Origin of the sequence: Quisquiliibacterium transsilvanicum (assembly GCF_014202215.1) — a bacterium.
GTDB lineage: Bacteria > Pseudomonadota > Gammaproteobacteria > Burkholderiales > Burkholderiaceae_E > Quisquiliibacterium > Quisquiliibacterium transsilvanicum.
The window spans coordinates 211,366-231,547 of the sequence record NZ_JACHGB010000001.1 but is presented as its reverse complement, the minus strand read 5'-3'; the positions used below and the strand labels follow the sequence as shown (position 1 = coordinate 231,547).

Below are 20,182 nucleotides of genomic sequence, written 5' to 3'. Positions count from 1 at the left end.
CGGCCGCTCACGCAGGTTGCCGCTCCCGAACGCAGTGCGTCCGGGCGTGACCCGGCCCGCTGCGATGCAGCGGGCCGGGTCACGCAGCGGCAACCTGCGTGGCGCGCCGCTTGGCCACTTCGAGCAGGCCGGTGCAGGCATCCTCGATGTAGTCGAGCACCTGCTCGAAGCCCTGGGCGTTGCCGTAGTAGGGATCCGGGATGGTCGCCGACTCGTGCTCGGTGGCGAAGCGCATCAGCAGCTGAAGCTTGTGGTGATTGCGCTTCGGGGCCATCTGCTGCAGCAGCGACAGATTGTCCCAGTCCATCGCCAGGATCATGTCGAAGTCGTCGAAATCCTTCTCCTTGACCCGGGCGGCGCGCAGGTCGGAGATGTCGAAGCCGCGCTTGGAGGCGACGGCCTGGGCCCGCTTGTCGGGCGCTTCGCCCACGTGGAAGGCGTGCGTTCCCGCCGAGGCCACCTTGACGACCTCGTCGAGTCCGGCCTGACGGATCAGGTGCCGGAACACGCCCTCCGCCATCGGCGAACGGCAGATGTTGCCCATGCAGACGAACAGAACTCGCGTATTCATAGCCAGGGAGATCGGTTCTCGTTTTGCCATTTCAATATCCGACGATGATGTGAATTTCCTTGGTGCGCGCAAAGGGAGCCCCCTAAGCCGCGCGATCAGCCACGAACGCCAGGACGTTCGCATTGCCGCTTGCTCCAAAAATCTGTTGTTTCAGGACCGCGAGCTGGTCGCGCACCCGCGCCGCCTTCTCGAACTCGAGGTTGCGGGCATGCTCGAGCATCTGCTTCTCGAGCCGCTTGAGTTCCTTCGCCGCGCCCTTCTCGCCGAGCACCTCGTAGCGCGCCTGCTCGCGCTCGGCGGCGAGATCGTCGCGCACCTGCTGCGGGTCGTACACGCCATCGATGAGCTCGCGCACCTGCTTGCGCACCCCGCGGGGCACGATGCCGTGGGCGGTGTTGTGCGCCACCTGCTTGACGCGTCGGCGCTCGGTCTCGTCGATGGCCCGGCGCATTGAATCGGTGATTCGGTCCGCGTAAAGAATGGCCTTGCCGTTCAGGTTGCGCGCGGCGCGCCCGATCGTCTGGATCAGGCTGCGCTCCGAGCGCAGGAACCCTTCCTTGTCCGCATCCAGGATCGCCACCAGCGACACCTCCGGAATGTCCAGGCCTTCACGCAGCAGGTTGATGCCCACCAGCACGTCGAACACGCCGAGCCGCAGGTCGCGGATGATCTCGACACGCTCCACGGTATCGATGTCGGAGTGCAGGTAGCGGACTTTCACGCCGTGCTCGCCGAGATAGTCGGTGAGGTCCTCGGCCATGCGCTTGGTGAGCGTGGTGACCAGCACCCGGTCGCCCACGGCGGCCCGCTCGTTGATCTCCGAGAGCACGTCGTCGACCTGGTTGACCGCCGGGCGCACCTGCACGTCGGGGTCGATCAGGCCGGTGGGACGCACCACCTGCTCGACCACCTGGCCCGAATGCTCAGCCTCGTAGGCGGCGGGCGTGGCCGAGACGAACACGCACTGGCGCACCTTGCCCTCGAACTCCTCGAACTTCAGCGGCCGGTTGTCCAGCGCCGACGGCAGCCGGAACCCGTAGTCGACCAGGGTTTCCTTGCGCGAGCGGTCGCCGCGATACATGCCGCCGAGCTGACCGATGGTGACGTGGCTCTCGTCGATGATCATCAGCGCGTCGGCCGGCAGGTAGTCGACCAGCGTGGGTGGGGGCTCGCCCGCCTTCGCGCCGGACAGGTGGCGCGAGTAGTTCTCGATGCCCTTGCAGAAGCCGAGTTCCTGGAGCATCTCGAGGTCGAAGCGGGTGCGCTGCTCGAGGCGCTGCGCCTCGACCAGCTTGCCCTCGGCATAGAAGTGCTTCAGGCGCTCGGCGAGTTCGACCTTGATGTCCTCGATGGCGCGCAGCACCGTGGCGCGCGGCGTCACGTAGTGGGACGACGGGTAGACCGTGAAGCGCGGCACCTTCTGACGGACCTTGCCGGTGAGCGGGTCGAACAGCTGGATGCTCTCGATCTCGTCGTCGAACAGCTCCACGCGCACCGCGAGTTCCGCGTGCTCGGCGGGGAAAATGTCGATGGTGTCGCCGCGCACCCGGAAATTGCCGCGCGCGAACTCCATGTCGCTGCGCTTGTACTGCATGCCGACCAGCCGCTGCAGGACGTCGCGCTGCGACAGGCGGTCGCGCACCCGCAGCGTGAGGATCATCGCGTGGTAATCGTGCGGGTTGCCGATGCCATAGATGCAGGACACCGTGCCGACGATGATCGTGTCGCGCCGCTCCAGCAGCGACTTGGTGGCCGACAGCCGCATCTGCTCGATGTGCTCGTTGATCGACGAGTCTTTCTCGATGAACAGGTCGCGCTGCGGTACGTAGGCCTCGGGCTGGTAGTAGTCGTAGTAGGAAACGAAGTACTCGACCGCGTTGTTCGGGAAGAACTCCCGCATTTCGGCGTACAGTTGGGCCGCAAGCGTCTTGTTGGGCGCGAGCACCAGCGCCGGTCGCCCGGTACGGGCGATGACGTTGGCCATCGTGAAGGTCTTGCCCGAGCCGGTGACGCCCAGCAGCGTCTGGAAGCTCAGCCCATCCTCGACCCCCTCGACCAGGCGCGAGATCGCCTCCGGCTGATCACCAGCCGGGGCGAAGGGCTGGTACAGCTGGAAGGGACTGCCGGGATAGCTGATGAACTTCGAGCTGTCGGGCACGAGGCCGGTCATTGGGCGTGAGGTTGGGAGCGAGAGGCGCGTGTTAAACTGTTGATTCGTATGGGTTACAGCGGCTGAGCAGCGATTCGCACGAATGTGCGAGCAGCCACGGAGAACCCATCCCCGGTCCGTTTTCAATCCTGGCCGGGCAAAGACGGATTATCGCCCCGCGCCCCTCAAAAAGCCAGCCCTTTGCCTATTCAATAGGCACGGACACTTGTAACATTCTGTTTTTTCAACGCTGAATCCAGGACTTAGAGAAAAACATGAGCCAGCCCCTGTTCGCCTCGGTCGAGATGGCCCCCCGCGACCCCATCCTCGGCCTGACGGAGGCGTTCAACGCGGACACGCGCGCCACCAAGGTGAACCTCGGGGTCGGCGTCTACTACGACGACAACGGCAAGATCCCCCTGCTCGCAGCGGTGCGCGAGGCCGAGAAGGTCCGCCTGGAAAGCGCCCCACCGCGCGGCTATCTGCCGATCGAAGGCATCCCCGGCTACAACACCGCGGTGCAGCAGCTGCTGTTCGGCGCCGACTCCCCGCTGCTGGCGGCCGGCCGCGTCGCCACCTTCGAGGCCCTGGGCGGCACCGGCGGCCTGAAGATCGGCGCCGACTTCCTCAAGCGCCTTCAACCCGATGCCCAGGTCTGGATCAGCGACCCCAGCTGGGAAAACCATCGCGCGCTCTTCGAGGCCGCCGGCTTCAAGGTCAACGCCTACCCCTACTACGACGCAACCAGCCAGGGCGTGAACTTCGACGGCATGCTGGCCTGCCTGAACGGGCTGCCGGCGAACTCCATCGTCGTGCTGCACGCCTGCTGCCACAACCCCACCGGCGTCGACCTCACCGCCGAGCAGTGGCCGCGGGTCGTCGAGGCGGTCAAGGCGCGCGGGCTGATCGCCTTCCTCGATTGCGCCTATCAGGGTTTCGGCGACGGCATCGAAGCCGACGCCGCGGCGCTGCGCATCTTCGGGGCCAGCGGCCTGGACTTCTTCGTGTCCAGCTCCTTCTCCAAGTCCTTTTCGCTGTACGGCGAGCGCGTCGGCGCGCTGTCCATCGTCACCGAAAGCAAGGAAGAGGCGGCCCGGGTCACCAGCCAGGTCAAGCGCGTGATCCGCACCAACTACTCCAACCCGCCCACCCATGGCGCGGCGGTGGTCGCGGCGGTGCTCACCACTCCCGCGCTGCGCCAGCAGTGGGAGAAGGAACTCGGCGAGATGCGCGAGCGCATCCGGGCAATGCGCACCGGGCTGGTCGACAAGCTTGCGGCCGCCGGCGTCAGCCGCGACTTCTCCTTCGTCACCCGCCAGCGCGGAATGTTCTCCTACTCCGGACTCACCTCCGCCCAGGTCGACCGGCTGCGCGACGAGTACGGCATCTACGCGGTGGGCACCGGACGCATCTGCCTGGCGGCGCTCAATTCCAAGAATCTCGACTACGTCGGCAACGCGATCGCCGCGATCCTGAAGGGCTGATTCCTCGGCGCCACCCTCGCATACACTGGGCGGCCCAACTGGAGGAGCTCGCATGGCCGACGGCTCCTCGCTCGAGGCGCTGAGCGCGCGCCACGGCCCGCGCTTCAAGTGGCTGGTGCTGTTCACGCTGATGATCGGCACGATGGCGTCGATCCTCGCGTCGACCATCGTCAACGTCGCCATCCCGGACCTCAGCCGCCAGTTCGGGCTGCGCCAGTCCGAGGTGCAGTGGGTGGCCTCCGGCTTCATGGTGGCGGTCACCGTGTCGATGCTGCTCACCCCCTGGCTGCTGCAGCGCTTCGGCCTGCGCCGCACCTACTCCGGCGCGCTGATCGCGCTGTCGGTGGGCGCGGTGCTGGGCGGCCTGGCCCAGCACTACTGGCTGGTCATCTCGATGCGGGTGGTGGAGGGGCTGGCGGCCGGCGTGCTGCAGCCGATCCCGGCAGTCATGATCATGCGCACCTTCGCCGAGAACCAGCGCGGCCGCGCGATGGGCATCTACGGCTTCGGCGTGGTGTTCGCGCCCGCCATCGGCCCCAGCGTCGGCGGCGTGCTGGTCGAGGCCTTCGGCTGGCGCTCGATCTTCTTCGTGATGCTGCCCTTCGCCGCAGCGGGGCTCGCGCTGGCGCGGCGCTTCCTGCCGCGGACCTTGACCTCGGGCGAACGCACCCCGGTCGACTGGATCGGACTGCTGCTGATCGCCACAGCCACGCTATGCCTGCTCAACGGGCTCACGCAGCTGCGCGGCGGCGACGCCGGCCTGGGCTGGCGGCTGCTGGCGGTTGCGGTCCTGGCGCTGGCCGGCTTCCTGCTCGTCGAGCGGCGCAGCGCCGCGCCGCTGATGCAGCTGCGCCTGTTCCGCTCGCCCTCCTTCGCCGCCGGCGCGCTGGTGTCGCTGATCTACGGCATGGGCATCTTCGGCTCCACCTACCTGATCCCGGTGTGGCTGCAGACCGCGCTCGGCTACGGCCCGGCGCGCGCCGGTCTGGTGATGCTGCCCGCAGGGCTGGTCATGGCCTTCGCGCTGATGCTCACCGGCCGGCTCGCCGACCGGCTGCCCAAGCACTGGATGGTGGCCGGCGGTCTCGCCACGCTGTCCTTCTCCTTCCTGCTGCTGGCCACCGTCGGCCTGGGCACGCCCTACCTGCTGCTGGTGGCCTGGGTGGTGGTGGGACGCATCGGCATGAGCTTCATCCTGCCCTCGCTGAGCCTGGGCGCGCTGCGCGGGCTGGGTTCCGACCTCATCGCGCAGGGCTCGAGCACCATGGGCTACACCCGCCAGCTGGGCGGCGCCATCGGCGTGAGCCTGAGCGCCATCGCGCTCGACTGGCGGCTGGCCGCGCACGGCCAGGCCTTCTCCGGCGAGGCCGGCGACCCGCTCGCGCGGATCGCGGCCTTCGACGAGACCTTTCTGGGACTGGCGGTGGTGTGCGCGGTGGCGGCCGCGGTGGGGTGGAGGATGCGGCCGCGGGGCGAGCGATGACAAGGTCGCCATGACGCAACGCTCCTCCCCGCGCACTGCCGTCATTTGACGGACTAAAAGGGCTTTGTTAGAATTCAAGGCTTAGCTGATCCCCGATAGCTCAGTTGGTAGAGCGCCGGACTGTTAATCCGTAGGTCCCTGGTTCGAGCCCAGGTCGGGGAGCCAAGAAATCAAGCGAAAAGGCCAATTCTTCGGAATTGGCCTTTTTTGCTTTCGGGGCCGGACATCTGCGGACTCTCGCGATCTGGCGCCGGCAAGCCACCAGCGGCCCTCGAGTATCGGTCCCGTGAAGCGTGTCATGGCGCCCGCTCTTGGCCGCTCGAGCGCCAGGCAACGGCGTGGGCCGGCGCACTCCTGAGCCCAACATGTCCCGGCAATGGACAACGCGTGCCGCGCGGTCTCCAATTGGCGGTACGACCAGGAGACGAACGGAGAAAGCTCATGCCGAACCGCGCTCGTGACGGCCAGCGACGGACGCTGATCCTCGGTGGGGCTGCGTTGGCGGGGCTGTCCGCTGCGGGCTGTTGCACGGTTCCCCCGCCCTCGCAAATCGCATCGGGCTGTAACCCACGACCTGCACCGTTCCTGGCGGGACCGGAAGTGCAGGCCGCCTGGCAGGGAGCCGAGCGCAACTTCGACGCCCACACGCACTTCTTCAACGCGCAGGACGTGCCAGTGGCGGGCTTCCTGGCGAAGTCCGTAGCGCACGGCATCGAGGACGAGCGCCTTCGGCAGTTCGTCATTGCACTCGCACCCCTGGCCGAGGCTCTGGGCAAGACCGCCGTGACGGCCAGGGACGAACACGTCGCTTTGTGCCAGCGCGGCCTGTCGGACGGCCAGCGCGCGAAGTCCCTCGCCGAGGACACGGCGGAACTGGATAAGCAAATCGATTCACTCAGCGACAAGCGTGCCGGTGAGTTCTACAGGGAAATCCTACGGCGCGGATCCGACATACCCCGCCTCTTCGATGAAGCCGCCCAACGGGCCAAAGACCGCAGCGCCAGCGCGCTGCGCAACCAGGTCGGCCGCTTCAGCGAGGATCTGGTCATCGAGGCCTTTAAGGACGGTGGCGGCTACCGGGAGCGGGCGACTGGCAAGCTGGTGCCGCAAACCACCAATGGGATGTCTGCCGAGGAGACGACGGTGGCGTCCATGCGCGGCGCCCTGCAGTTCGTGCGCTTCATGCTCTCGCCGCGGCACCACAACCTGCGCACGTACATCCGCCGATATGCCGATCACTCGCCCGGCCTTCCACTGTCGGGATGTTTTGCGTCGATGGTCGACTTCAACTACTGGCTCGCCTGCCCCGAGCGCGCGACGAACCTGCAGGACCAGTTGCGCCTGCACGAGCTGTTGGCCGTTCTCTCCGGCGGGTTCCTGATGCCATTGGCGGCCTACAACCCGTGGGTCGACATCAAGGAGGGTGACGCCGCGATAAGGCTGGTGGAGATCGCGCTGAAGGAGCGCGGATGCGTCGGCGTGAAGATCTATCCGCCGATGGGGTTCTTCGCCTACGGCAATGCAGGCTTCAAAGTCCACACGGTTGAGCCAAGACCCGATCTGGCGCAGCTGGACAAGAAGCTTCGCACCCTCTACGAGCTGTGCGATGAGCTCGGTGCACCCGTCATGGCCCATGCGAACGAGTCGATGGGACGAGATCTCGCGCATGACGCCCTTGGCGGCCCGGCGGGCTGGAGCGCGCTTCTCGACGGCGCGCCTGCGCTAGAGCGGTTGAAGGTGAATGCAGGCCACTTCGGCGGCGCGCGTCAGCGAAATGACGATGACTGGACCGACGGCTTCATCGACCTGATGGGACGTCAGGGCGGCCTGCGGGTCTATGGCGACCTTGGCTACTGGGATGAACTCGTGGGCTCGCAGGCGGCCCGGTCCCGTTTGACCAGGGCTCTGGCCGTTGGCCTTGCCGGCGGCGAGTCGGTGGCCGACCGTGTGATGTACGGAAGCGACTGGCTGATGCTGAGCAGGGTTCCCGGATGGGAGCTCTACGCCCAGGCAGTTGCCGGGTTGCTGCGGGGCATCAGCGCTCCCCCAGGGGCGGCGGAGAAAGTGCTGGGTGCCAATGCGATGGCCTGCTTCGGCCTGGCGCGCGACGAAGATGCTGCGCCGCTTCGACGGCTTGTAAAGTTTCATGTCGACAACGGCAACCCGCAGGGTCCGGGATGGCTTCGAGGGTAGGCCCTGCCACGCCGCGCCATCCTCTGCGGCCCCGGCCGTTCCGAAATCGGCCGATGCTCCCCCGCCCTCTCCGGGCTTTCCCGACCTCCCCGCCCGCTCCTCATGGATATCCCGGAGGAAACGCGTCCCGTTTCGCCTTGTCACGTCGTCCGGGCGCCGCCTATATTGAGCCGTCGCACAGGGTCTCGACCGCAGCTACAAGGCGCGACGGTCTTGGTAGACCACATCATTGGCCGTCCCCGGTTCCCGGCCGGCGGCACGACGCTCGCGCCCCCTCCCACACCGGGCGAGACGACCATCAAAGGAGGAGCAAACGTGAAGAAGCCCACGATCCGCCAGACCCTCGCCACCGCCGTCTCCGCAGCCGCCGTGCTTGCGGCCACCGGCGCCGGCATCGCCCAGGCCGCCGAGTTCAAGTGGCCCCGCCTGCTGGTCATCGGCACGTCAGGCACCAACTCCGGCAGTTTCGCCTCCACCAACGGCTGGGCGCCGATCCTCCAGAAGGAAGTCGGCACGACGATCCGTGTCGTTCCCGAGGACAACGAGCCGATGCGCTATCGCCGGCTCACCGAGCGCAAGGACATCGCGATCACCTCGGTGTCCGCAGCCGAGATGCGCTTCCAGATCCAGGGGATCGGCGGCTACGCAGCCACCGCCCCGGCCGCGCAGCGCATGCTCTGGCATCACAACGACACCCCGTGGGGCTACGTCGTTTCGGGCGATTCCAAGATCAAGTCGATGGACGACCTGAAGAAGGGCGGCTTCCGGATCACGCAGGGAGTGTTTTCCCCGCCGATGGTATTCACCGTGACGAGGGCGCTGCCCGCCTACCTCGGCATGACCGAGGAGGAAGCCCAGAAGAAGTTCACCTTCGTCCCCGCCAGCAGCTACGCCGAGAACTGCCGTTCCGTGGTCGAGGGCAAGGCCGACATCAGCTATTGCTCGCCCATCAGCTCGGTGACCTCGGAAATCGAGGGCGCGCCTGGCGGAATCCGGTGGATCCCCATGCCGGCCAGCGAAACCGAGAACTGGGCGCGCTACCTCGTGCATCGGCCCATGCTCATTCCGGCGCCCATGGCCCTCGGGGTCTCGACGGCGCGGAACGTGCCGGGAGCGGTCTCGAACTTCATCTACGCGGTGACGCCCGAGACCGACGCGGAGTTCGCCTACAACATGGCGAAGTGGATGCACAAGTCCTTTGACGCCTACAAGGGAACGCATCCGCTCGCCGCGCGGATGTCCCTGGAGCTCTTCCGCGGGTATCTCGACCGCACCCCCATCCCCGTCCACGAGGGCACCGTCCGCTACCTTCGCGAGATCGGCGCCTGGACCGACAAGGACGACGCCTGGAACAAGGCAGCGATCGAGAAGATGGACCGCTGGGTGAGCGCGCGAAAGGCGGCGCTGGACGAAGCCCGCAAGGCCGGCGTGAAGATCGACTTCAACGACGAGGCGTTCATGAAGATCCACGACAAGCACACCAAGGATCTCGAGGGCTTCAAGACCCGGCTCTGATCCTGTCTTGCGCCGGCGCAGGCCGCCGGCCACCCAGCATTGCCGGACGCATGCAGTGCACGCGTCCGGCAGCCATGCGCCCCCGATCGGAAAGGCAGCGGATCCATGAACACCCCCGAGACTTCAGCCGGCGCACCCGCGCCCGAGGACCATACCCCCGCCTCCGAAGCCACGCGCCTGGGCGCGCTGGGTTCCTGGCAGAGCATCGTCTTCATCGTCCTGTGCACCGGCGGCCTGGCGCTCGGACTCGCGTACATCTTCGGATTCACCCTCGGTGGCGACCGCCTGCTCGAGGGCGAGTACTACTGGCTCTTCATCGGCCTGTTCTCGGCCGCGGCCTTCATTGCGCTGCCCGCATATGCCGGACAGAAGAAGATCCCCTTCTATGACCTGATCGCGGCCGTGCTGGTGATTGCCATCAGCATCTACTTCGCGACCAATGCCTGGGACATGGTCCAGGCCGGCTGGTTCAACCTGCCGCTGGGGATCGTGATCTGGCTGCTGATGATGGAACTCTCCCGGCGCAGCGGCGGCACCCCCTTCCTGCTGGTCGTGATCGTGCTCGGCCTGTACCCGCTGGTGGCCGATTACCTGCCCGGCCTGCTGATGGGCATCCCGTACAGCTTCGACCGGATGATCGAGGCCCACATCTTCCGCACCGAGGGGATGATGGGCATCACCACGAAGATCGTGGCCGAGATCATCCTGGGCTTCCTGGTCTTTGCCGGCGTGCTGCTTGCCACCGGCGCCGGCACCTTCTTCATCAACCTCGCCAACGCCGGCTTCGGCCGCTACCGCGGCGGCCCGGCCAAGGTTTCCGTCGTGGCCAGCGCCTTCTTCGGCAGCCTTTCGGGCAGCATCTTCTCGAACATCGCCGGCACCGGCTCGATCACCATCCCGACGATGAAGAAGGTCGGCTATCCGCCGCACTACGCCGGGGCGATCGAGGCCTGCGCGTCGACCGGAGGCGTAGTGATGCCGCCGGTGATGGGCGCCATCGCCTTCGTGATGGCGATCACGATCGGCGTCGACTACGCCACCGTGATGATCGCAGCCATCCTGCCCTCGCTGCTCTTCTACTTCGGGCTGCTGCTGCAGGTGGATGCCTACGCGGCGCGCAAGGGCCTCAAGGGCGAGGACCCCGCGACGCTGCCCAGGGCGCTCGCCGTGCTGAAGACGGGCTGGCCCTTCCTGCTCGTGCTGATCTTCCTGGTCTGGGGGCTGCTCTACAAGCGCTGGGAGTACTACGCGCCCTGGTACGCATCCGTTCTGATGATCGCACTGTCCTTCCTGCGGGCCGAGACGCGGATGACGCCGCGACGCTTCGTGGAAACCGTGCGGCAGATCGGCGTGCTGGTCACCCAGACGACAGCGATCATCCTGCCGATCGCGTTCGTCGTCAGCGCGCTCACGATCACCGGCGTCACCGGCTCCGTCACCTCCGGCCTTATCAGCCTCGGCGGCGGCAACCTCTTCCTGGTGATCTTCTTCGGAGTGGTGGCCTGCTTCGTCATGGGCATGGCTGGACTGTCGATCGTCGCCTACATTTTCCTGGCGGTGACGCTGGCACCCGCGATCATCGAAATCGGCGGGCTCAACGTCATCGCGGTGCACTTCTTCATCCTGTACTACGCAATGCTCTCGGCGATCACTCCACCGGTCGCGGCCGCCTCCTTCCTGGCTGCCACCATCGCCGGCGCCAAGCCGATGCAGACCTCGATCACCGCGATGCGGCTGGGGATCGTCATCTACTTCGTCCCGCTGTTCTTCCTGTTCCAGCCGGCCCTGGTGCTTCAGGGCGACCTGACGCCGCTGATCTACGTGCTGCCCTCGATCATCATCGGCATCACCGTGCTGTCGGGCGGGCTGGAGGGCTACCTGCTCGGGGTCGGAATGGTGAAGCCATGGCTGCGCCTGCCGCTGGTGGCTGCGGGTTTCGCCTTCAGCTTCCCCGGCCTGAAGACCACCATCGTGGCCGGCATCGTCTGCGCAGTACTGATCGCGCTGGTCTGGCGGGACAACCGCGGCAGGAGGGCCGCAGCCGCCGCGTGAGCCGCGCGCGGGCCCGCTGCAAACGGGTCATCCGGTGACCGGCACCACCGCTTCGCTGAGGCGGCGGCTGGCCCCTCACCCGCCCGGTTTCGACGCGCCCCAAGCGACGAAACCGGGCGGCGCACTATCGCTGCAGCCTCCTCACGACTTACACTCCAGATAACCATTTTCCCGTCATGGAGTATCGCGTGAGCGCTTTCGATGTGCTGTTCTCGACCGACTTCGGCCTGATGAGCGTGTTCGTCATCCTGTTCATGCTCGGAATGGCGGTGTTCTTCATCCGCTTCTTCATCAGGAACATGGAGCGCGACGAGCGGAACGCGTCGAAGAAGTGAGCCGCAGCGGGGCCGGCCGCGTCCGGCCCGCCCTGCCGCCCGCGCTCAAAGATCCTGCGCAACCCCGGCCAGTCGGGTGAGCATGAAGGCCAGGAACTCTGGCACGCAGCCCAGGTGGCTCGAGGGCGTGGCCGTGCAGTCGGTCAGCGTGACCAGGCCGCCCGCCCCTCGCAGCCGCATCGCCTCGAGCGTTCCGGTCGCGCTGCGGTAGGGCACGGTGCGGTCGTCACGGCCGTGGAACAGGCGCACCGGATGTGCGGGCAGCCAGTCGTGGACGCTGCTGAGCCGCTCGATCGCCGCCCGGTCGTCGGCGAGGTAGCGGTCGATGAAGCCGGTATCGAAGACCACGTCCGAGTCGTCCGGGAGCAGGTGCTTGAGCAGTTCCTCACGCACTTCCTCGCGCAGGCTCGAACCCAGGTAGCGCAGCAGCCCGGGGTCCAGCAGCGCGCCCAGCACTGGCTGCTCGTCTTTCACCAGGTCCAGCAGCCCGTCCAGCGCGGCGTGCACGTCGTAGGGCCCGCCGCCGGCCACCACGCCCTGCAGCTGCGCCAGCAGCGGCGACCCCGTCGCCTGCAGCGCCCGATGCGCGGCCATGCTCACGTAGGCGCCCTCCGAGTAGCCCGCCAGGAACAGCTGGCCGTTGTCCGCAACGCCGTTGATGCGGCGCCAGGTGGCCGCTGCCGTGAGGAAGTCGACGACCGCGGCCGCCGACGGCGCGGCCAGCAGGTAGGGATGCGGCGCTCCGCGCGAGGCGCCGTAGCCCACGTAGTCCGGCGCCGCGACGACGTAGCCCAGCGAGGCGAACATCACCGCCAGCTCCGAAGGAACCGCGTTGTTGCCCGGTGCCTCGGCGTCGCGCAAGAGCGTGGGATGCTGCCAGCCGAGCACCGGGCTGCGCGCGCCGGCAGCCTTGACCGGCACTCCGACCAGCCCCGAGGCCAGGATCTCCCTGCCCTGCGCGTCGGTGGTCAGGTGCTCCAGCCGATAGGTGGCGACGTCGTAGCGCGGCGCGACCAGCTGCGGCGGCACGCCCTGGTCCGCCAGCGCAGCGGCGATCTCGGCCGCCGGGAGGGTGCGCAGCTGCACCGCCGACTTCAGCTCCCCGGGGCCGACGGGAAGCGCGGGCGGCTCCTCCGCCACCGGGTCCCCGCTTCCACCTCCTCCACCGCCTCCGCAGCCGGCGACGAAAGCCACGAGAACCACTGCGAGCGCGAGCCGCAGCCAGTCACGAACGAATCCCTGCATTTGGGGCTCCCTGGAAATGTGTGCCCGGACGCGCGGTGGTGGCCGACCCTATGGCCCGGGGCGCAGGGCGCCCGGATGGAAACGCGAATCCCGCCAGTCGAGCAGCTCCGCCAGCCGGCGCATCACCCACTCCGCCTCCGCGGCATCGACGCCCGACGCCTCGCCGAGCAGCCCCTGGTGGACGCGATCGAGCACATCGTCCTCGGCCACGCCCAGCTCCCAGCGGCGGGTGGCCGCGTGCTCGGTGAGCATCGTGGCGAGGTCCTCGCAAAGCTCGTAGCGGGCGGCGATCTCCGCGCGCGAGGCGCGCGGCTTGCTGCGTCCGGGCTCCACGTAGAGCGCGATGAACGACTGGGGGACGACGACCTGGTTTTCCTCGGACATGCCCGGCATTCTGGGGCGAGCCGAGAGCAGCGGCAAGGCGAGAACGACAGCGGCGGCGGGGCCTCGCCTCCGAACACCATCGCCGCGACGGGGACATCGCGCCTCCTTCTCCGCTGTGCATGGACACTTGCACCACAAAGATGCAGGAGGAAGACATGTTCGACTGGAATGGTCCGGCCATCCACCGCGCCGTGGTGGAGCAGATGAACGAGGCGGTGATCGTCGTCGACCGCGAAGGAATCGTGCGGATCTGGAATGCGAGCGCCGAGGCGCTGTTCGGACATTCGTCGGGCGAGATGCTTGGCGGGGGGCTGGAGGCCATCGTCCCGGAGCGGCTCTGGCAGGCGCACGACACCGGCTTCCGGCGGGCGGTGGACAGCGGCCACGCAAAGCACGCAGGCCGCGTGATGACCACCCGGGCGGTGCACAAGAGCGGCGCCAGGCTCTACGTGGACATCAGCTTCTCGATGCTGCGCGGCGACGACGGCACGGTGTTCGGAGTGGCAGCGGTGGGCCGGGACTGCACCGCGCGGGAAGAGGCTCAGCGGGCGGCGCGCCCTGCCCTGCGACAGGCATCCGAGCAGTAGCGCACCTCCTCCCAGTTGCGCGCCCAGCGCTTGCGCCAACTCATCGGCCGCCGGCAGCATCGCGCTCACCGGCCAGGCCGGCATGGAGCGCGCGCAGGCGCTGCGCGGTCGCGGCGTCCGCAGGGAAGAAGGACTCGATCGCCAGTTCCGACAAGGTGACGTCGACCGGCGTGCCGAAAATCGTCGTCGTGCTGATCAGGGCGAGTTCGCCCAGCGGAGTGGCCAGCCGCAGCGGCACCGCGAGCGCATGCCGGGCGGGACGCGGCTCGGCAAGCGCGCCGCCAAGTGCGCCGCCAAGTGCGTCCAGCGCCTCGAGCTCGGCCAGCAGGTCCCGCAGCCGCGGATCGGCGGTCACCGCGATCTGCTGACCCAGCCGCTCGAACAGGTGCGCGCGCCACTCGGGCAGGTTCAGGATGCGGGGCGCGAGCCCCTGGGGATGCAGGCTCAGCAGCAATACGTTCACCGGCGCCACCAGCAGCGACGATGGCACGCCCGCCAGCAGCGGCGCGATCATCCGGTTGGCCATCACCATGTTCCAGTGCCGGTCGATCGCGAGCGCCGGGTGTGGCTCGTGCGCCATGAGCACCCGCTCCACCGCCTCACGCGCGACCGACAGCGCCGGGTCGTCCAGCGAACGCTGCGGGTACATCGGGGCGTAACCCGCGGCCATCAGCATCGCGTTACGCTCGCGCAGCGGCACTTCCAGCCGCTGGGCCAGCCGCAGCACCAGCTCGCGGCTGGGCTGCGAGCGGCCGGTCTCCACGAAGCTGAGGTGCCGCGCGGAGATTCCGGCCTCCAGCGACAGCGCGAGCTGACTGAGCCTGCGGTGCTGGCGCCACTGCCGAAGCTGGTCACCGAAGGCGGCTGCGCATACGACGGATTCGTTCATGAGGCGGAGCGGCGGGATTCGTTCATGAGGCGATGCTAGCGCCGGCCGGGCGCCGTCGCCATTACCTGCGGGGTCATTGGCGGGCGGCGAACTCGGGGCCGAGGATGACGGGGACAGGTCATGTCCACGAGGAGCTCCGCCGCGGTGCTCGCCCCCTGGTGGCGGTCTCCGTTGCGCGCACGCGCAGCTTCGCGACATCATCGGCACGCCGGTATGATCGACACACCCCAATCCACCCGCAGGATCACCGATTTCAGAGCCCCTGAGCGCCGCGCGCAGGCCCCTCCTCGTCATCAGCTGCGAGCATGGCGGAAACGAGGTGCCCGGCCCCTATGCGCCGCTCTTCGCGGGCCTGGAGGCGCAGCTCGAGAGTCATCGCGGCTGGGATCCGGGCGCGCTGCAACTGGCGCGCCAGCTGGCCGCCGCGCTGAACGCGCCGCTGCACGCGGCCACCACGTCCCGGCTGCTGGTCGACCTCAACCGATCGATCGGCCATCCGCATCTTTTTTCAGAGGCCACCCGACCACTGCCCCGCGCGGAGCGCAACGCGATCGTCGACCGCTACTACCGGCCCCATCGCGAGCATGTCGAAGGCGAGATCGGCCGCCGCATCGCCTCTGGCAGTCGCGTGATCCACGTCGCGTCGCACAGCTTCACCCCGACGCTGCAAGGCGAGGAGCGTCGCGCCGATGTCGCCTGGCTGTACGACCCGCGGCGTGCGGGCGAGCGCGCCTTTGCGCGCGACTGGATGACCGCCTTCGCACGGCTCAGGCCCGACCTGCGGGTGCGGCGCAACTACCCGTACCGCGGCCGCGACGACGGGCTGACCGCGCTGCTGCGCAGGCGCCATCCGGACGAGTGCTACGTGGGAGTCGAACTCGAGGTCAACCAGCGTTTCGTCGAGCGCGGCGGCGCGCCCTGGGAGGAGCTTCGGGCGCAGCTGGTCGAAGCCCTGGCGACGGTCATGCTCGACGCATCGGGCGACAACTTCGGCGACTCGGATCACTGCGCCGGAACCTCGCCACGATGAGCGAGTGGCCACGCAGGAAGCCGCTTACCACTCCAGCGGCGGCAGCTCCTGGAACACCCTGCGCGTCCCCTTCAGCCATTGCTGAGTCAAGGCTTCGAAGTAGGCATCGCCTTCGTCGAACCTGCGCTTCATCGTGACCTCCAGGCTGTCCCGCGCGTAGCACAGCAGGTCGATCGGCATGCCGACCGAGAGGTTGCTGAGCATCGTCGAATCGAAGGACACCAGGACGCACTTGGTGGCGTCCTCCATCGTCGCGGTCGAGGATACGGCCAGGTCCAGAATCGGCTTGCCGTACTTGGCCTCGCCGGTCTGCAGGAAGTTCGTCTCCACGCCAGCCTCGATGAAGTTTCCCTCGGCATAGAGCCGGAAGAGGCGCATGTCCTCGCCCGCGATCTGGCCGCCGAGGATGAAGGACGCATTGAACTTCAGGCCGCCCGCTTCGAGGAAAGGCCCGTCGCGGCGCTCGATGTCGCGCATCGCGTCCGACACCAGGACGGCCACGTCGAACATCGAGGGCACCGACCAGAGGTGGTGCGGCTCGGCGGTGGCGCGCTGGCGCAGCACGTTGATCACCGTCTGCGTGGCGGCCAGCCCGCCGGAACTGAGCAGCACGAGCACACGCTCGCCCGGCTGCTCGAACACGGTCATCTTGCAGAACTTCGCGTAGTTGTCGACACCCGCATGCGTGCGCGAATCGCTGGCGAAGATCAGTCCTTCGCCGAGCTTGACGCCGACGCAGTAGGTCATGGGGGATACCTCAGGGAATCTGGTCCGGCGCAGGCCGGTGTCGATGACGGCACCCGGGTCACGCCACTTCGTCGGTCCAGACCTTGAACCGCTCCAGCGTGTTGGACCCGAAGGTGCTCGAGAGCGGGACGTCGCAGGCGTCGCGGCCGCGTGCGATCAGCACGCGCCCGATGCGCGGCGTGTTGTTGCGCGCATCGAAGGTATACCAGCGGTCGCCCAGGTAGGCCTCGAACCAGCCGGCGAAATCCATCGTGCCATAGGGCGGCTCGGTGCCGATGTCGCCCAGGTACCCGGTGCAGTAGCGGGCCGGAATGTTCATGCAGCGGCACAACGCGATGGCCAGGTGCGCGTAGTCGCGGCAGACGCCCTGCCCCTCGTTGAAGGCCTCCCATGCGGTGCGAGTGCGCCGTGCGTGCTGGTAGCCGAACTCGATGCGCTGGTGGACGAAATCGCAGATCGCCTGCACCCGCGCCCAGCCCGTGGGGCCGTCGCCGAAGAGCTGCCAGGCGATGTCGGACAGCAGGTCAGTCTCGCAGTAGCGGCTGCCCAGCAGGAAGACCAGTGTCGACTCGGGCAGGAACTCCACCGGAATCTGCGCGGCGTCCGGCACCACGACGTCGACCAGCCCGCTGTCCTTCACCACGGCATCGGTGCTCAGCACGAAGCGCCCCGCCGGCGCGACCAGGCGGCTGCACCAGTTACCGAAGAGGTCACGATAGGCAGTGACCGGCACCGCGGGGCTGGTGATCAGGTAATCCGGATACACCAGGTCGGACGCCCGCGAATAGTGGATGCTGAGCGCCAGGATCATCGGCGTCGGGCCGGGGCACTGGTACTCCATCTCGAAACCGACTCGGATCTTCATGAGTGTCGTGGCCTGCCTTTTCTCGCGAGTTCTCGCAACGTATGCGCCTTCATACGCCTCGCGGGATGGAAAGTCTGTTCGTTAGCGTACATGGCGCCGGGGTGGCGGCGAGGCCGATAGTTGTGCAAGATCGGTAACGCAGCCGGCAGGACGATGGTCCTCGCCGGCATGCAGCCCGACTGAAAATTCTTTCAGCACCGATGTTTCCGGAGCAACGCACACCGATCTACTGAACCGCCCCCGAAGGAGACAGCCATGGCCAAAGGCAAGACGCGGAGTACCAAACCCGAGGAGCAGGCAGCGGTCGATACAGCCTACTTCAACACGGACAGCGCACCGGCGCTGCCACCGTCGAGCAAGTCCAGGCATCCCGCCCTGAAAAAGGCACGCGCCACCGGGGAGACGGTGGACGGCATGCCGGCCAACGCGAACAAGCCCGCCGAATATGGCAAGGCCGCGGCGAATCCTCCAGTGGGCCAGACAGTCGAACCGGCCGATGAGTCGGTGGCGGCGAGCACGCTGTCCGAGGCGAACGAATCGGCGAAGACCGGCGAGAAGGCAGCCGCCGGCGTCAACGCAGCCGACGGCACGCTGCCGCGTGTCCGTGCCGATGGCAGCGGCCAGGCGATGACCACCAACCAGGGCGTGCCGGTTGCCGACAACCAGAGCTCCCTGAAGGCCGGGCTGAGGGGTCCCGCGCTGCTGAAGGACTTCATCCTGCGGGAGAAGATCACCCACTTCGACCATGAGCGGATTCCCGAGCGCATCGTCCACGCGCGAGGGTCCGCGGCGCACGGGTACTTCGAGTGCCACGAAGCGTTGACCGAGCTGACCTGCGCGTCCCTGTTCGCCGAGGCCGGCAAGCGCACGCCGGTGTTCGTGCGCTTCTCCACCGTGGCCGGGGAGCGCGGCTCCAAGGACACCGCCCGCGACGTGCGCGGCTTTGCGGTGAAGTTCTACACCGATGAGGGCAACTGGGACCTGGTGGGCAACAACATCCCGGTGTTCTTCATCCAGGATGCGATGAAGTTTCCCGACCTGGTGCATTCGGTGAAGCCCGAACCCCATCACGGCATGCCGCAGGCGGCGTCCGCGCACGACACCTTCTGGGACTTCATCTCGCTGATGCCCGAGAGCATCCACACCATCATGTGGGTGATGTCGGATCGCGGCATCCCGCGCAGCTACCGGATGATGCAGGGCTTCGGCGTGCACACCTTCCGCTTCGTCAACGCCGAGGGACAGGCCAGGTTCGTCAAGTTCCACTGGAATCCGAAGCAGGGGACGCACTCCCATGTCTGGGAAGAAGCGGTGAAGATTTCGGGCGCCGATCCCGACTACCACCGCCGCGACCTGTGGGAGGCCATCGAAGCCGGCGAGCACCCGGAATGGGAGCTGGGCGTGCAGGTCTTCGACGAGGAACAGGCGGCGCAGTTCAGCTTCGACGTGCTGGACGCCACCAAGCTGATTCCCGAGGAACTGGTGCCGGTCAGGCCGATCGGGCGCATGGTGCTGAACCGCAACCCGGACAACTTCTTCGCGGAAACCGAACAGGTCGCCTTCTGCACGGCGCACGTGGTGCCCGGCATCGACTTCAGCAACGATCCACTGCTGGCCGGCAGGATCCACTCCTACGTGGATACGCAGCTGTCGCGCCTGGGCGGGCCCAACTTCCACGAAATCCCCATCAATGCGCCGCTCGCCCCGCTCCACAACAACCAGCGCGACGGCATGCATCGGCAGGCGATCCATCGCGGCCGGGTCGCCTACGAGCCCAACTCGCTGGCGGGCGGCTGTCCGTTCCAGGCCGGCGCGGCAGGCTACGTGCCCTTCCCCGAGCCGGTGTCCGACGTGGAGCTGCGGGGCAAGCCTGAGAAGTTCGCCGAGCACTACAACCAGGCCGCACTGTTCTACGAGAGCCAGACCGAGTTCGAGCAGCGCCACATCGTCGACGCGTTTTCGTTCGAACTGAGCAAGGTGACCGTGCCCGGCATCCGCAAGCGCACGGTTGCGATGCTGCGCAACGTGTCCGAGCCCCTGGCTGCAGCGGTTGCCGCCAACCTGGGCATGGAAGAACTGCCCGACCCGCTGCCCAAGGCTCACGAGAAGGCGATCAAGCCCGAGCTCACGCGCTCGAAGCACCTGTCGCTGACGGCTCGCCCCGGCGAGACCGGCATCCGCACACGCAAGGTGGCAGTGATGGTCGCGCCCGGGGTGGACGGCGCAAGCGTCGACAGCGTCGCCCAGGCCCTGATCGCCAAGGGCGCAGTCGTGCGACTGGTGGGGCCGCGAATCGCCCTGATACCCACCGCCGGGAACGGCCACGTCGACGCCGACGCATCCTTCTCGAACAGCCCGTCCCCCCTCTTCGACGCAGTGGCCGTCCCGAACGGCAAGTCCGCAATCGAAGCCTTGTGCAAGGACGGCAAGGCACTGGAATTCGTGCGCGACCAGTTCAGGCACGGCAAGCCGATGATGGCCATCGGCGACGCCCGCCGGCTCTTCGAAGAAGCCGGCATCCCCGTCGACCGCAAGGACAAGGGCCTGGTGCTCCCCGACAGCGCGGGCAGCGCCAGCAACGACGCATTCATCAAGGCGCTGGAACAGCACCGGCATCCGGAGCGGGAAACAGACCCGCCGGCGGTTTAGTGCT

The 20,182-nt window shown here is 67.5% G+C and carries 16 protein-coding genes, 1 tRNA gene and 1 pseudogene; 10 read left to right on the top strand and 8 right to left on the bottom strand.

What is annotated here, in order from left to right; genetic code table 11:
* Positions 1-79 precede the first annotated feature (79 nt).
* Together HNQ70_RS01030 and uvrB are read right to left on the bottom strand one after the other, a co-directional pair.
* Positions 80-571: a low molecular weight protein-tyrosine-phosphatase gene (locus tag HNQ70_RS01030; RefSeq protein ID WP_183963428.1), complete on the bottom strand. Its 492-nt coding sequence runs from the start codon at positions 569-571 to the stop codon at positions 80-82.
* Positions 572-653: 82 nt separating this feature from the next.
* A complete protein-coding gene (gene uvrB, locus HNQ70_RS01025; protein ID WP_183963427.1) occupies positions 654-2,741 on the bottom strand; it encodes an excinuclease ABC subunit UvrB in 2,088 nt (695 codons plus the stop codon).
* A 254-nt stretch (positions 2,742-2,995) separates the two neighbouring features.
* Between uvrB and HNQ70_RS01020 the strand changes: the two genes are divergently transcribed.
* The 7 genes from HNQ70_RS01020 to HNQ70_RS00990 all read left to right on the top strand — a co-directional run bounded on the left by HNQ70_RS01020 (position 2,996) and on the right by HNQ70_RS00990 (position 11,782).
* Positions 2,996-4,204: an amino acid aminotransferase gene (locus tag HNQ70_RS01020; RefSeq protein ID WP_183963425.1), complete on the top strand. Its 1,209-nt coding sequence runs from the start codon at positions 2,996-2,998 to the stop codon at positions 4,202-4,204.
* A gap of 52 nt (positions 4,205-4,256) precedes the next feature.
* Positions 4,257-5,687 (top strand): DHA2 family efflux MFS transporter permease subunit, encoded by a 1,431-nt coding sequence (locus HNQ70_RS01015; RefSeq protein WP_183963423.1) that lies wholly within the window; start codon positions 4,257-4,259, stop codon positions 5,685-5,687.
* Between the two features lie 89 nt (positions 5,688-5,776).
* Positions 5,777-5,852, top strand: a tRNA-Asn gene (locus HNQ70_RS01010).
* Between the two features lie 276 nt (positions 5,853-6,128).
* Positions 6,129-7,880, top strand: a complete 1,752-nt coding sequence (locus HNQ70_RS01005; RefSeq protein WP_183963421.1) for an amidohydrolase family protein — start codon at positions 6,129-6,131, stop codon at positions 7,878-7,880.
* A 315-nt stretch (positions 7,881-8,195) separates the two neighbouring features.
* A complete protein-coding gene (locus HNQ70_RS01000; RefSeq protein ID WP_221302586.1) occupies positions 8,196-9,395 on the top strand; it encodes a TAXI family TRAP transporter solute-binding subunit in 1,200 nt (399 codons plus the stop codon).
* A 105-nt stretch (positions 9,396-9,500) separates the two neighbouring features.
* Positions 9,501-11,447 carry a TRAP transporter permease gene (locus HNQ70_RS00995; protein ID WP_183963417.1) on the top strand — a complete coding sequence of 649 codons (1,947 nt, stop codon included), beginning with the start codon at positions 9,501-9,503 and terminating at the stop codon, positions 11,445-11,447.
* Between the two features lie 188 nt (positions 11,448-11,635).
* Positions 11,636-11,782 carry a DUF3149 domain-containing protein gene (locus HNQ70_RS00990; RefSeq protein ID WP_343060579.1) on the top strand — a complete coding sequence of 49 codons (147 nt, stop codon included), beginning with the start codon at positions 11,636-11,638 and terminating at the stop codon, positions 11,780-11,782.
* Between the two features lie 45 nt (positions 11,783-11,827).
* On the opposite strand, the gene HNQ70_RS00985 is transcribed toward HNQ70_RS00990, so the two are convergent.
* Together HNQ70_RS00985 and HNQ70_RS00980 are read right to left on the bottom strand one after the other, a co-directional pair.
* Complete coding sequence (locus HNQ70_RS00985; protein WP_183963413.1) at positions 11,828-13,027, bottom strand: lipase family protein; 1,200 nt, start codon at positions 13,025-13,027, stop codon at positions 11,828-11,830.
* Between the two features lie 48 nt (positions 13,028-13,075).
* Entirely contained in the window at positions 13,076-13,411 is a 336-nt protein-coding gene (locus HNQ70_RS00980; RefSeq protein ID WP_183963411.1) for an ATPase with chaperone activity, read from the bottom strand.
* 155 nt (positions 13,412-13,566) lie between these two features.
* Here HNQ70_RS00980 and HNQ70_RS00975 point away from each other — a divergent pair, with 155 nt between their 5' ends.
* Complete coding sequence (locus HNQ70_RS00975) at positions 13,567-13,998, top strand: PAS domain S-box protein (RefSeq protein WP_183963409.1); 432 nt, start codon at positions 13,567-13,569, stop codon at positions 13,996-13,998.
* Here HNQ70_RS00975 and HNQ70_RS20565 read toward each other — a convergent pair.
* Together HNQ70_RS20565 and HNQ70_RS00970 are read right to left on the bottom strand one after the other, a co-directional pair.
* Positions 13,953-14,054 (bottom strand): annotated as a pseudogene (locus tag HNQ70_RS20565) (DUF2256 domain-containing protein); the annotation flags it as partial. The gene HNQ70_RS00975 and the pseudogene HNQ70_RS20565 overlap by 46 nt on opposite strands.
* A complete protein-coding gene (locus tag HNQ70_RS00970; RefSeq protein ID WP_183963407.1) occupies positions 14,039-14,887 on the bottom strand; it encodes a helix-turn-helix domain-containing protein in 849 nt (282 codons plus the stop codon). The pseudogene HNQ70_RS20565 and the gene HNQ70_RS00970, both read right to left, overlap by 16 nt.
* A 250-nt stretch (positions 14,888-15,137) precedes the next feature.
* Between HNQ70_RS00970 and HNQ70_RS00965 the strand changes: the two genes are divergently transcribed.
* Positions 15,138-15,917 (top strand): N-formylglutamate amidohydrolase, encoded by a 780-nt coding sequence (locus tag HNQ70_RS00965; protein ID WP_343060613.1) that lies wholly within the window; start codon positions 15,138-15,140, stop codon positions 15,915-15,917.
* Positions 15,918-15,941: 24 nt separating this feature from the next.
* Here the strand turns inward: HNQ70_RS00965 and HNQ70_RS00960 are convergent, their stop codons facing one another.
* Both HNQ70_RS00960 and HNQ70_RS00955 read right to left on the bottom strand, forming a co-directional pair.
* Positions 15,942-16,664: a proteasome-type protease gene (locus HNQ70_RS00960; RefSeq protein ID WP_183963405.1), complete on the bottom strand. Its 723-nt coding sequence runs from the start codon at positions 16,662-16,664 to the stop codon at positions 15,942-15,944.
* A 58-nt stretch (positions 16,665-16,722) separates the two neighbouring features.
* Positions 16,723-17,529: a transglutaminase-like domain-containing protein gene (locus HNQ70_RS00955; protein ID WP_183963403.1), complete on the bottom strand. Its 807-nt coding sequence runs from the start codon at positions 17,527-17,529 to the stop codon at positions 16,723-16,725.
* A 255-nt stretch (positions 17,530-17,784) separates the two neighbouring features.
* Here HNQ70_RS00955 and HNQ70_RS00950 point away from each other — a divergent pair, with 255 nt between their 5' ends.
* Positions 17,785-20,178, top strand: coding sequence for a catalase (locus tag HNQ70_RS00950; RefSeq protein ID WP_183963401.1), 2,394 nt, complete (start codon positions 17,785-17,787; stop codon positions 20,176-20,178).
* Positions 20,179-20,182: the final 4 nt, after the last annotated feature.

Excerpts from the sequence above, each read along its gene's own strand:
- HNQ70_RS01020 (WP_183963425.1), top strand. The coding sequence starts at position 2,996 with ATGAGCCAGCCCCTGTTCGCCTCGGTCGAGATGGCCCCCCGCGACCCC.
- HNQ70_RS00975 (WP_183963409.1), top strand. The coding sequence starts at position 13,567 with ATGTTCGACTGGAATGGTCCGGCCATCCACCGCGCCGTGGTGGAGCAG.
- HNQ70_RS00970 (WP_183963407.1), bottom strand. The coding sequence starts at position 14,887 with ATGAACGAATCCGTCGTATGCGCAGCCGCCTTCGGTGACCAGCTTCGG.
- HNQ70_RS01030 (WP_183963428.1), bottom strand. The coding sequence starts at position 571 with ATGAATACGCGAGTTCTGTTCGTCTGCATGGGCAACATCTGCCGTTCG.
- uvrB (WP_183963427.1), bottom strand. The coding sequence starts at position 2,741 with ATGACCGGCCTCGTGCCCGACAGCTCGAAGTTCATCAGCTATCCCGGC.
- HNQ70_RS00960 (WP_183963405.1), bottom strand. The coding sequence starts at position 16,664 with ATGACCTACTGCGTCGGCGTCAAGCTCGGCGAAGGACTGATCTTCGCC.
- HNQ70_RS00995 (WP_183963417.1), top strand. The coding sequence starts at position 9,501 with ATGAACACCCCCGAGACTTCAGCCGGCGCACCCGCGCCCGAGGACCAT.
- HNQ70_RS00950 (WP_183963401.1), top strand. The coding sequence starts at position 17,785 with ATGGCCAAAGGCAAGACGCGGAGTACCAAACCCGAGGAGCAGGCAGCG.
- HNQ70_RS00985 (WP_183963413.1), bottom strand. The coding sequence starts at position 13,027 with ATGCAGGGATTCGTTCGTGACTGGCTGCGGCTCGCGCTCGCAGTGGTT.
- HNQ70_RS01005 (WP_183963421.1), top strand. The coding sequence starts at position 6,129 with ATGCCGAACCGCGCTCGTGACGGCCAGCGACGGACGCTGATCCTCGGT.
- HNQ70_RS00980 (WP_183963411.1), bottom strand. The coding sequence starts at position 13,411 with ATGTCCGAGGAAAACCAGGTCGTCGTCCCCCAGTCGTTCATCGCGCTC.
- HNQ70_RS01015 (WP_183963423.1), top strand. The coding sequence starts at position 4,257 with ATGGCCGACGGCTCCTCGCTCGAGGCGCTGAGCGCGCGCCACGGCCCG.
- HNQ70_RS00955 (WP_183963403.1), bottom strand. The coding sequence starts at position 17,529 with ATGAAGATCCGAGTCGGTTTCGAGATGGAGTACCAGTGCCCCGGCCCG.